Annotated in this window: 10 protein-coding genes and 1 other RNA gene; 9 read left to right on the top strand and 2 right to left on the bottom strand. The window is 37.4% G+C overall.

The genetic code is table 11. The features are described 5' to 3' along the window. On the top strand, nucleotides 1–342 hold a 342-nt coding region (locus tag TE34_RS21170), incomplete at its 5' end, for a hypothetical protein (RefSeq protein ID WP_047985623.1). On the opposite strand, the gene ptsP is transcribed toward TE34_RS21170, so the two are convergent. Both ptsP and TE34_RS14920 read right to left on the bottom strand, forming a co-directional pair. Then, nucleotides 323–2,035 (bottom strand): phosphoenolpyruvate--protein phosphotransferase, encoded by a 1,713-nt coding sequence (gene ptsP, locus TE34_RS14925; protein WP_047985622.1) that lies wholly within the window; start codon nucleotides 2,033–2,035, stop codon nucleotides 323–325. The genes TE34_RS21170 and ptsP overlap by 20 nt on opposite strands. A 126-nt stretch (nucleotides 2,036–2,161) precedes the next feature. Further along, nucleotides 2,162–3,076, bottom strand: coding sequence for an alpha/beta hydrolase (locus TE34_RS14920; protein WP_047985621.1), 915 nt, complete (start codon nucleotides 3,074–3,076; stop codon nucleotides 2,162–2,164). Nucleotides 3,077–3,260: 184 nt separating this feature from the next. Here TE34_RS14920 and secG point away from each other — a divergent pair, with 184 nt between their 5' ends. The 8 genes from secG to TE34_RS14885 all read left to right on the top strand — a co-directional run bounded on the left by secG (nucleotide 3,261) and on the right by TE34_RS14885 (nucleotide 12,610). Further along, a complete protein-coding gene (gene secG / locus TE34_RS14915; RefSeq protein WP_047985620.1) occupies nucleotides 3,261–3,494 on the top strand; it encodes a preprotein translocase subunit SecG in 234 nt (77 codons plus the stop codon). Nucleotides 3,495–3,622: 128 nt separating this feature from the next. Further along, entirely contained in the window at nucleotides 3,623–4,369 is a 747-nt protein-coding gene (locus tag TE34_RS14910; protein ID WP_047985619.1) for an alpha/beta hydrolase, read from the top strand. A gap of 38 nt (nucleotides 4,370–4,407) precedes the next feature. After that, nucleotides 4,408–6,699, top strand: a complete 2,292-nt coding sequence (gene rnr / locus TE34_RS14905; RefSeq protein ID WP_047985618.1) for a ribonuclease R — start codon at nucleotides 4,408–4,410, stop codon at nucleotides 6,697–6,699. A gap of 203 nt (nucleotides 6,700–6,902) precedes the next feature. Continuing rightward, nucleotides 6,903–7,709 (top strand): zinc transporter ZupT, encoded by an 807-nt coding sequence (gene zupT / locus TE34_RS14900; RefSeq protein WP_047985617.1) that lies wholly within the window; start codon nucleotides 6,903–6,905, stop codon nucleotides 7,707–7,709. A gap of 770 nt (nucleotides 7,710–8,479) precedes the next feature. Next, nucleotides 8,480–8,947: an SsrA-binding protein SmpB gene (gene smpB, locus TE34_RS14895; protein ID WP_047985616.1), complete on the top strand. Its 468-nt coding sequence runs from the start codon at nucleotides 8,480–8,482 to the stop codon at nucleotides 8,945–8,947. A 66-nt stretch (nucleotides 8,948–9,013) separates the two neighbouring features. Further along, entirely contained in the window at nucleotides 9,014–10,684 is a 1,671-nt protein-coding gene (locus tag TE34_RS14890) for a M20/M25/M40 family metallo-hydrolase (RefSeq protein WP_047985615.1), read from the top strand. Between the two features lie 159 nt (nucleotides 10,685–10,843). Beyond that, nucleotides 10,844–11,205: a transfer-messenger RNA gene (gene ssrA, locus TE34_RS20445) on the top strand. Between the two features lie 187 nt (nucleotides 11,206–11,392). Further along, complete coding sequence (locus tag TE34_RS14885) at nucleotides 11,393–12,610, top strand: ISL3 family transposase (protein ID WP_047983024.1); 1,218 nt, start codon at nucleotides 11,393–11,395, stop codon at nucleotides 12,608–12,610. The last annotated feature ends 42 nt before the right edge of the window (nucleotides 12,611–12,652 follow it).

The raw sequence follows: 12,652 nt of genomic DNA, 5'->3' as shown, positions 1-12,652 counted from the left end.
TCTGAGAGAAGCGGTCTCACGGACAAAATTTATAAAAAAGCACTGGAAATGTCTGAGAGAAGCGGTCTCACGGACAAAATTTATAAAAAAGCACTGGAAATGTCTGAGAGAAGTGTTCTCACGGACAAAATTTATAAAAAAGCACTGGAAATGTCTGAGAGAAGTGTTTTCACGGACAAAATTAATAAAAATTCACTAGAAATGTCTGAGAGAATCTTCCTCATAGCCAAATTTAACAGGAATCCAAATGACCCTGAGAACCACTTTACTACTGTACTTACAAAAAGGACGCTCAGGCACCCTGAGCGTCGTTCTGTCATCTTTATTCTGTTTTCTCTTTAACAAAAGCAACAACCTCTTCAGCGGTAGACATAGATAATAGCTTGTCTTTGTAAGATGCCATTTCTTTCTTAGAAATACCTTTTAGCTGCGTGCGTGCTGGTAAGATGGAGGTTGCACTCATGCTGAATTCATCTAATCCTAGTCCAAGTAAAATTGGAATAGCAATTGGGTCTCCGGCCATTTCTCCACACATTCCAGCCCATTTACCTTCACTGTGTGCTGCTTCAATAACATTGTTTACTAAATTCAAAATTGCTGGATGGTATGGTTGATATAAGTAAGATACTTGTTCATTCATCCGATCCGCAGCCATTGTATATTGAATTAAGTCATTGGTACCGATACTGAAAAAGTCAACTTCTTTTGCAAACTGTTTTGCGATTACAGCAGTTGATGGGATTTCGACCATGATACCAACTTCAATATTATCAGAAACTTGATGACCTTCATTTTTAAGGTTTTCTTTTTCATCTAACAAGATTCCTTTTGCTTTACGGAATTCTTCTAGTGTTGCGATCATTGGGAACATGATTTTTAAGTTTCCATGTACACTTGCACGTAGTAAGGCGCGTAATTGTGGTCGGAAAACATGTTCATTTTCTAAGCAGAAGCGGATTGCTCTAAATCCTAGGAATGGGTTTAGTTCCTTAGGAAGCTCGAGATATGGAAGTTCCTTATCTCCACCAACATCTAGTGTACGAACGACAACGGGCTTGTCACCCATTTGTTCCAGTACAGATTTGTAAGCTTCATACTGTATTTCTTCGGTTGGAAGTTCACTTCTACCCATATATAAGAATTCAGTTCGGTAAAGGCCAACTCCTTCACCACCATTATTCATAACACCCGTTACATCCTCAGGTGTACCAATATTGGCTACGAGTTCAATCTGTTCACCATCAGAGGTGAAAGTTGGTTCGTTTTTTAACTCTGCCCAAAGTGCTTGTTGCTTGGCAAAGCTATCTTGTTTTGTTTTATATTCTTTCAGTTGCTCTTCCGTTGGGTTAACGATGACGTTTCCATCGATTCCGTCGATAATTACGATATCCCCTTGAGAGATAGCGTTAGTAACTTCTTTTGTTCCGACAACAGCTGGGATTTCAAGAGATCTTGCCATGATAGCGGAGTGTGACGTACGTCCACCGATATCCGTTGCAAAGCCCTTTACAAATTGGCGGTTTAGTTGTGCTGTATCAGATGGTGTTAAATCCCCAGCAATAACGATAACTTCCTCGTCAATTAATGCAGGATTTGGAAAGCTCACTCCAAGTAGATGTGCTAAAACACGTTTCGTCACATCACGAATATCCGCTGCACGTTCACGCATATATTCGTTATCCATACTTTCAAACATTTGAATGAACATATTTGCAACGTCTTCTAACGCTGCCTCAGCCATTGATTTTTCATTTTGAATTTTATCTTTAATTGGATTGATTAGTTCAGGATCACTAAGAACTAGTAGATGTGCGGAGAAAATTTCTGCATGTTCTGCACCTAATTCTTTCAGTGTATGAGCTTTAATCTTTTCTAGCTCCTGTTTGGATATTTCAAGAGCATTCTCTAAACGGTTAATTTCACTATCTGGATTATCTATTGTTTTAGAAGTATAAGTTAAATCTGGTGTTACAAGCTGGTAAGCCTTTGCAATTGCTATTCCAGAAGATGCTGCAATACCTTTGATGTTTGTCATACGATAGTACCAACCCTTCAATAAATATTTACTATACTACTTCACTTTAACTGTAAAAAAATTAGGATACAAGCATTTGCTCTTTCCCTAACAAAATGTTCATATTGTAAGCGTTTTAACTGGATTTCATGGTAAATTTTTATCAATCCATCGCCCGATAACTTCATATACTTCTGTTTTGTTTATCTCATTTAATACTTCGTGTCGTGCGCCCTCAAATAGAGTAGTCGTAATATTTTCTATTCCTGTTTTCTTGTACATCGAGGCAGTTTTCCATATACCTTTTCCGTAACTTCCGACGGGGTCCGCCTCACCACTGATAAAGAGTACTGGTAGATTTTTTCTTATCTTTTCATTTCGTTTCGGATCATGAATGTATTGTAGCCCTGTCATTAAATCCACGAAGAAACGTGCGGTTGGAATGTAACCTGCATAACGATCTTGCATGTATGCCTTTACGATATCATCATCTCTAGATATCCAATCAAAAGGTGATTTTGGATCCTTGATTTTCCGATTAAAGGCACCAAATGCCAGTCTATTCATCAATGGGGACTTTTCAATAGGGTTCAGTTTAGCTGCTAGTGTTTTGCCAAACAGCGTTGTTGCTCTTGGATAAAATCCTGTTCCCGACAAGATAACACCTGCGATAGAGTGACTATGTTCCTGAATATATGTTCTCGCTAAAAAGGAGCCCATACTATGACCTAGGAGAATAATTGGGACGTTAGGATATTCTTCTTGTATTTTTTTTGTCAGCAGAAATAGATCCTCTGCAGTCTTATCAAAACCATCTGCTTCTGATAAATATCCCATGCGACCCTGTTTTTGCCCCGTCTTACCGTGACCACGATGATCATTACCATATACAAATATTCCTTGTTCAACCATATGTTTAGCAAAATCATGATACCGTTGGATGTGTTCTACCATTCCATGAGCGATTTGAATAATTGCCTTAGGTTGTTTATCCGGTTCATGCCATTTTTCAACATATATTTCTACACTATCTACAGACTCTATCCAAAAAGTAGATTTCAAATTATATCACTCTCCAATAAGCTATCTTATTATTATGCTTATCATAGAATAAACTAGTTGGGAATGCTATCATTTGGATATAAATTATATCCTTTTTGTAAAAATAGCTTGATAAAGTATTCAAAATTATGCTAAAGTATGTATAGTTAACTGTCTGCATAAGTTCAGGAGGTGTCATGGAAACATGGCTAGTTTTGTAAATTTTCTATTAGTGCTTGATGCAATTATTATGATTGTCTTAGTTTTATTACAAAGTGGTAAAAGTGCTGGATTATCGGGAGCTATCTCCGGTGGTGCAGAACAATTATTTGGTAAGCAAAAGGCTAGAGGGATTGACCTAGTTCTACACAGAGCAACGATTGTAACGGGTGTGTTATTCTTCGTTTTAGCTTTCCTAAGTGCTTACGTATTACAATAGTCAACGCTAACCCTTATCACAATAGTGGTAAGGGTTTTTTACTATTTTCCGAATAGTTTTTCTGCGCAAAATCGTGTAAGTTATGATATAAAGGGTAAAGTAATAGATAGAGAAGGAGTTTATGATAGATGAAGGTAATCCAACCGAAGCCATTTACATTTGAGTCAGGACCAAGGGCTGTCCTATTATTACATGGTTTTACTGGTCACACTGCTGATGTGCGTATGTTAGGTCGATTTTTGGAAAAGAAAGGCTACACGTGTCATGCGCCGATATATAGAGGGCATGGTGCACCACCAGAGGAATTAATTAAGTCTAATCCAGACGAATGGTGGGAGGATGTTCTAAAAGCTTTTCGTCATTTAAAAGATTTAGGACATCAAGAAATTGCAGTTTGTGGACTGTCACTGGGTGGCGTTTTAAGCTTAAAGCTAGCTTATTCAGAAAATGTAAAAGCAGTTGTACCCATGTGTGCACCGATGTTTTTTGACAATGAAAAACAATTAACATCTGGTTTTCAATTCTTTTCAAAGGAATACAAGCAATTAGAAGGGAAATCGGATGAAACGATTAAGGAAGAAGTCGCATATCTGATGGAGAATTCTAAGCCGATGTTTGAGGACCTTGGAAAGTTGATCAAAGATGTCCAGTCTAATGTAGATACCATTTATACGCCTACAATGGTTGTGCAAGCAAGATTGGATAAGATGATTAATCCTGAAAGTGCTACATATATTTATGAAAATGTTGAAGCGGAACGAAAAGAAATGAAGTGGTATGAAGAATCTGGGCATGTTATCACGATTGATAAAGAAAAAGAACAATTACATGAGGATATTTATCAGTTTTTAGAATCACTAGATTGGGAAGAATGAATAATAAACGATAGTAGATAGAGAAAGAGGGTGTAAGTATGAGTGAAGTAATGGTTGATAAAGTTAGAGCTTTCTTTAAAACATATGATTCAAAACCTCTAGCAGTAGAGGATTTAGAAGAGATACTAGAAATTACCGATGCTGTAGAATTCAAAGAACTAGTAAAAGCGTTAAATGAATTAGAATACAGTGGCGAGCTTGTTCGTACTCGGAAAAACCGTTTTGGTTTACCTGAAAAGATGAACCTAATTCGTGGTCGAATACAAATGCATGCAAAAGGTTTTGCTTTTCTGATTCCAGATGATGAGAATGAAACCGATGTTTATATTCATCATTCAGACTTAGCTTCTGCAATGAATAATGACCGTGTGCTTGTACGGATTGAAAAGCAAGATATGTCTGGGAATCGTCCAGAAGGTGTCGTGATCCGTATATTAGAACGTGCGATTACTGAGGTAGTTGGAACTTTTGAGAATAATAAAGCATTTGGATTTGTCATAGCAGATGACAAGCGAATCCCGAATGATATATTTATTCCTAAAGGAAAAATGAATGGAGCGGTTGATGGCCATAAGGTTATTGCGCGAATTACAAAATATCCCGAAAGTCGTATGAGTGCTGAAGGAGAAATTACGCAAATATTGGGACATAAAAATGATCCTGGCATTGATATTATTTCTATTATTTACAAGCACGGAATAAAAATGGACTTTCCGGCGGAAGTATTAGACCAAGCAGTAGCTACACCAGACGAGATTGATCCATCAGAGCTTGAGAACAGACGTGACCTTCGAGATGAAATAATTGTTACCATTGATGGTGCAGATGCGAAGGACTTAGATGATGCTGTAACCGTTAAAAAGCTGGACAATGGCAACTACAAATTAGGTGTTTATATTGCAGATGTCAGCTATTATGTCCAAGAAGGCTCTCCAATTGATAAAGAGGCATTTGAGCGTGGAACAAGTGTTTATTTAGTAGATCGTGTAATCCCGATGATTCCACACCGTTTGTCCAATGGAATCTGTTCCTTAAACCCTAAAGTGGATCGTTTAACTTTAGGCTGTGAAATGGAAATTGATTCGACAGGTAAAGTGGTGAATCATGAGATTTTCCAAAGTGTTATTCGTACAACCGAACGAATGACATATAGTGATGTGAACAAAATTCTTGTCGACAAAGATGAAGAGCTTCGCGAACGATACGAGCCACTTGTACCAATGTTTGAGCAAATGGAAAAGCTAGCTTCGATCTTACGTGGAAAACGTATGGGCCGTGGTGCGATTGACTTTGATTTTAAAGAAGCTAAAGTACTGGTGGATGAGGAAGGAAAAGCAACAGATGTTGTTATTCGTGAACGGTCTGTTGCTGAACGTTTAATTGAGGAATTTATGCTAGCTGCAAACGAAACAGTAGCGGAGCATTTTCACTGGATGGACGTGCCGTTTATCCATCGTATCCATGAGGACCCAGATCAAAGCAAGTTACAGCATTTCTTTGAGTTCCTTGGAGGTCTCGGCTATAAAGTAAAAGGAACCGCTAATGAAATCCATCCGCAAAGCTTGCAAAAGGTATTAGAGGATGCAGAAGGCGAACCAGAGGAAATGATTATTTCCAAGTTGATGCTTCGTTCCATGAAGCAGGCAAAATATGATCCACAAGGTGTAGGACACTTTGGACTAGCAACTGAATTTTATACGCATTTTACTTCACCGATTAGACGTTACCCGGATTTAATCGTCCATCGTTTAATTCGTACGTATCTTATTCATAAGACGTTAGATAGTAAGACAATTGGTGCATGGAAAGACAAGCTTCCTGAAATCGCGCGACATTCATCAGAGAAAGAACGTACCGCAGTCGATGCAGAGCGTGATACGGATGATTTGAAAAAAGCAGAATATATGCTGGAGCGAATTGGTGAGGAATTTACAGGGGTTATTAGTTCTGTTACTAGCTTTGGATTGTTTGTCGAGCTTGAGAATACCATCGAAGGACTTGTTCATGTTAGCTTCTTAACCGATGACTATTACCACTTTGATGAGCGCCATTATGCCATGATTGGTGAGCGTACAGGGAAGGTCTATCGAATTGGCCAGGAAGTGAAGGTACGTGTAACTGGGGTAAACATGGATGAACATGCAATCGACTTTGAGATTGTTGGAGTCGGTAAGAAAGGGAATAAAGATCTCCCAAAAGTGGACAAGAAACGTAACGATAACAGGGCCTCTAATGATAAAAAAGGTAGTAAAGGTAATAAAGGAAAGCATGGAAAACAAGGAAAACATCCTGCTAAGTCCAATAAGCCAAAGACTAGAAAGAGAAAATAGGCGCATTTTTAAATGATATGCATAGACTAATTCTGTCTCCAAAAACAGGATTAGTCTTTTTTTAGTAATAAAGATGTTTTTAAAAATTTTAGAAAATATATATTGCAATTCTTTTACCAATCGAATAATATATACCTATAACTAAAATGTTTCCTTAAGGAAACATTGATTAGGTAGTACAACTATGAGAGGGAGATCATAGAATGTCTCATGAAGTGATACTCGCATTTCTATTTACGCTGTTTGCTGGATTAGCAACAGGGATAGGAAGTATGTTAGCATTCTTAACGAAAACAACGAATACGAAATTTTTATCGTTTGCCCTTGGATTCTCAGCTGGGGTCATGATTTATGTTTCGATGATTGAAATATTTGTTAAAGCACAAGATTCGCTAGTCGCAGAATTAGGGGAAGACGGCGGAAGATGGTTAACGGTTAGCTCGTTCTTTGCTGGAATGCTCCTTATTGCATTAATCGACCGATTTGTACCGTCTGGTTCGAATCCACATGAACTGAAAAAGGTAGAGGATATGAAAACCAATGGTACCGTTACTAAGAGCCCAGAGTTATTGAAAATGGGAGTATTTACTGCGTTAGCTATTGGGATTCACAACTTTCCAGAAGGGATTGCAACATTCGTAACAGCCATTCAAGATCCTTCTTTAGGATTTGCCATAGCCATAGCTATTGCTATTCATAATATCCCAGAAGGAATAGCAGTATCTGTACCAATTTACTATGCAACGAACGACAAGAAGAAAGCCTTTAAATTTTCATTTTTATCAGGTCTGGCAGAACCAATCGGAGCTATCGTTGCTTTCTTGTTCTTGATGCCATTTTTAAATGACCTCATGTTTGGCGTCATATTCGCTGGAGTAGCGGGTATTATGGTGTTCATTTCATTAGATGAATTATTACCAGCTGCGAAAAAGTTTGATGAAGCACATGTCTCGATATATGGAGTCGTTTGCGGTATGGCTATGATGGCTTTGAGTTTGTTGTTATTGTAGCAGCTTTACTATAGCCGTTAAAACAAAAGTTAGAACTTACTCTAACTTTTGTTTTTTGTATTGGTAGCAAGCTGGATTATTGGGTTTAAACATTATTTCGAGAAGAAAATTTGGTTAAAATGACGTTATTAAGGGGTTTAAACATCATATTGATATGAATGATAGGTTGAAATGAAGATAGAAAGGTGTTTAAACATCATATTGATATGAATGATAGGTTGAAATGAAGATAGAAAGGTGTTTAAACATCATATTGAAATGTATGATAGGTTAAAATGAGGATAGAAAGTCGTTTAAACATCATATTGAAATGTATGATAGGTTGAAATGAAGATAGAAAGTCGTTGAAACATCATATTGAAATGTATGATAGGTTGAAATGAAGATAGAAAGTCGTTGAAACATCATATTGAAATGTATGATAGGTTGAATGAAGATAGAAAGGTGTTTAAACATCATTTTGAAATGTGTGATAGGTTGAAATGAAGATAGAAAGGTATTTAAATATCATTTTGATATGAATGTTAGGTTGAAATGAAAATAGAAAAGCGTTCAAACATAATTTTGACATGAATGTTAGTTTGAAATGAAGATAGAAAGGTGTTTAAACATCACTTTGGTATGAAAATTGGGATAAAAAAGAATTTCTATACATCATTTTGAAAACAATCGGGACTAAAGTGACCCAGAAAGATTTGAGCATCATTTCATATTGGAATCATCGCTGATTATTTGGTAAAATTGATGCAGAAGTTTTAGGAGGGCTAAAGATGCCTAAAGGTGAAGGTAAACTAATTGCACAAAATAAAAAAGCATCACATGACTACTTTATAGAAGACACGTATGAAGCGGGAATAGTTTTACAAGGAACTGAGATTAAATCCCTTCGTGCAGGGAGAGTAAACATAAAAGATTCCCATGCGCGTATTGACAGACGCGGTGAAGTTCAACTAATCAACCTACATATATCCGAGTATGAACAAGGAAACCGATTTAATCATGATCCAACTAGAACAAGAAAGCTCTTACTTCATCGGAAACAAATTGATAAGTTAATTGGATTAACCCAACAAGAAGGTTATGCCCTTGTTCCATTGAAAATCTATATTAAAAATGGATATGCCAAAGTTTTAATCGGTCTTGGAAAAGGGAAAAAGAAATATGATAAACGTGAGGATCTAAAGAAAAAACAAGTGAAGCGTGACATTGATCGTGCAATAAAAGATTATAACCGATAAAGAAAATCCATCAGCTAGAATTTGTTCTAGACTGGTGGTTTTACTTTATTCAAAGGAGAAGTGAAAATGGGCGAATCATATCTAAATTGTCGTGAAGAAGTGTTAAGCCTTACGAAGCAATTGGTTGCAATTCGAAGTGTCGTCAACACAGAAGGGGAAAGTGTACTTGGACATTCGCTATATACGATGATCGCATCCAATGCTTATTTTCAGGCAAATCCAGATCGAGTAGTTATTGAGAAAACAATTGATGATGAAATGGAACGTTATAATGTACTGGCATATGTTAAAGGAACCAAAGGAAAAAGCAATCGTACGATGATTATCATGGGTCATATGGATACGGTTGGAGTTGAGGATTTCAACCAACAAGCAGACTACGCTTTTCAGCCGGATAACTGGATGGAAGTACTAAAGGAAGAAGATATTCCAGAAACGGTAAAAGCAAATCTAAATCCTGAAAAATGGTTATTCGGCCGAGGTGCTCTCGATATGAAAAGCGGTCTTGCTAGTAACTTGTTCCTTTTAAATTATTATTCCGAGCATCCGGAAGAACTTGATGGAAATCTGGTGTTTATCGCAGAGTGTGATGAAGAGGATGGGTCTCATGGAATACTATCGGCACTTCAAACATTGAAAAGATGGAAAGAAGAGCATGGGTTTGAGTATGTCGCAGCAATTAATGCCGACTTTGTTGCACCATTATATGAAGGGGACTCCAATCGATATGTTTATAAAGGCACGGTAGGGAAGTTACTCCCATCTTTTTATATCACTGGGGCTGAGACCCATGTTGGTGCTGCATTTGAGGGGCTTGATCCTAATTTTGTTGCATCCGAACTGACTAGACAAATCAGTTATAATCCAGAACTGTGCAATGTAGCACATGGGGAATATACCTTGCCACCAGTGGCATTGAAACAAATGGATTTAAAAACAGCCTATAATGTTCAAACGGCATTAGGTGCATTTGTATATTATAATTTTTTCATTCATTCTTGGACACCTAAAGAAGCACTAGCTATTTTAAAAGAACAGGCAGAAATTGCATTTAACAATGCTTTAGCTTCATTTGAAAAGGGTTATAAAGCTTATACGAAGTTAGCTGGGGAACCTTACAACGGGGTTTCTTGGAAGCCTAGAGTTTTCACTTATGAGGAAATGAATAACATGTTAGTTGAAGCACATGGTACAAAGTATGAGGAATCCATGGCAGCTTTCAAAGCAGACTTACTTCATGATGATTCACTTGATACTAGAATGTATGCTTTAAAAGTTGTGGAAGAAGCGTGGAAATGGATGGAGAATAAAGAACCAGCTATTATTCTGTTTTACTCATCATTATACTATCCGCGGATTGAACTGACAGAGAATACTTTAAATGAACATATTTTAAATAATGCTCTAGAAGAAACGGTGAATGAAGTTCAATCAAGTTATAATCAGCCAATTAAAGTGAAGAACTTCTTTCCTTTTATCTCAGATATGAGTTTTATGGCTATTAGCGATGACGAAGCTGGAATTCAAGCTGTTAAGGATAATAATCCGGCTTGGGGTACGAAGCATTATGTAGATTATGATGCTATTCGAGATATTAATGTTCCCGTTATTAATATTGGACCGTACGGAATGGATGCTCATAAAAAATTAGAACGAGTGGAAATTGATTACTCAATGGAAGTTGTACCGAATATGACGAAGCTAGTAATTGAGAAAGTTTTAGGTAATAAGCAATAAGTCAACTGGAAAACGCATGTGTGGTTGGGAAAACATCCCACGCAAGAGACCTTGAAAAAGGAAATGGATATGTTATAATGAATTATGTCGCCGCTGAGCGATCAACAAAACTTAATAATAATTTGTGCTCGTATTTATCCCAGAGCGTTTTCCTTTTATGGGGACGTTACGGATTCGACAGGGGTAGGTCGAGCTCAGGTTGCGCGTCGAGGTTACGACTCGTAAAACGTTAAACGCCTAATAACTGGCAAAGAAAACAATTACTCTTTAGCAGCTGCGTAAGCACTAGCTAAAGGATCCTTCCTACTCTCGCCTGTGGGGTAGTATTTGAAGGGTCTCAACTTTAGCAGGCTATCCTGTCATCCACCGTCTGAGGATGATTTGGGAACCTAATCAGACTAGCTACTTGGAAGCCTGTTGGTAGGCTGAAAAGTTAGCGAATGATAATATACCAACTACACGTGTAGAAGCCTGAGTGTCGTTACTCTTGGACGTGGGTTCGATTCCCACCGTCTCCACCAATACATAATGTTGGTGGTTTTTTATTTTAAATTCCTATTATGAATATAAACCTAAGTTGTTAATTTTAATGGCTCTATAATATTTGTTGGGGTTTCAATAAAATTCAGAAAAAAAGTACACGCACCCCAAACATTCTTTTATACTTGAATTGACGAGAAACAAGATAAAGAATGGGGATGCGTGTAAATGGATTTTATCATGAATATGCCAGGATTAAAAGACTGTAACGTAACAAATTTAGTAGAGCGAGATGGGAAGGTAGAAGTTTATGTGGAAATGGAGCGTAAGCCACATAGTTGTCCGCGATGTGGAGAGGAAACCGAACGCATACATGACTATCGATACCAAAAAGTAAAACATCTGAAATGGTTCGAAAGAATGACTCAACTATGGTATAAGCGCAGACGTTATAGTTGCCCTTCCTGTGGAAAACGATTTTCTGAAGAAAACGGCTTCGTAGAACGATATCAACGCACTTCCGTGGAATGGAATCAAGCGGTCTCTATCCGATCCATCAAAGCAAAAACTTTTAAAGAGGTAGGAGAAACATATGGCTCCTCGGCAACAACCATTGTTAGACGTTTTGACCAATTAGCGGAAACGGAGATTAAAGAGGTAAACTCACTTCCTTCCGTCATAGCGATTGACGAATATAAAGGTGATACAAAAGAGGGTAAATATCAGTTAATTATTGCGGATGGTATCACGAAACAACCATTAGATATTCTCCCAAATCGCTATAAAAAAACCATTAAACAGTATCTCCAAAAACATGGGGCAAAAGTAGAAGTTGTCATTATGGACATGAGTCCAGCTTTCAAGGCAGCTGTTCAGAACGCATTAGGTAAACCTATTATTGTAGCTGACCGTTTTCACTTTTGTCGCTATATCTACTGGGGATTAGACCGCGTGAGAAGACGAGTTCAAAAAGACTTTCATGACTATGATCGTAAGAAATGTAAGCGAATGAAGTATGTATTTCATAAAGCAAAGGGCCGTTTAAAAGATGATGAGCAGTGGCACTTAGAAAGATACTTAAGTATGTCAGATGAACTGAAAGTAGCGTATGAATTAAAGGAAGCTTATCGAGAATGGTTTGAGGAAGCGAAGCTTATGGGGAAAGAACACATCTCCCTAGTGAAAGAAAACCTACAGTCTTTCTATAAAAAGGTAATCGACGCGGAGATACCTGAAATGATAAGTGCCATTAAAACCTTTCAAAACTGGCAGATAGAAATACTGAATAGCTTTGCATACGACTATTCTAACGGTTTTTTGGAAGGTATAAATAATACTACTAAAGTGATAAAGAGAAATGCATATGGATTTAGAAGTTTTAAGCGATTTAGAGCGAAAATCTTATTGGCAAGACAGTATAAAGATGTTGGTGTGCATATAGGATGAGGTGGCGACTAATGTCACCACCCCAACATTTGACGTAGAACC

This window comes from Ornithinibacillus californiensis, assembly GCF_001038485.1.
Lineage (GTDB): Bacteria > Bacillota > Bacilli > Bacillales > Amphibacillaceae > Ornithinibacillus > Ornithinibacillus californiensis.
This window is presented reverse-complemented; position numbering and strand designations above follow the sequence as displayed.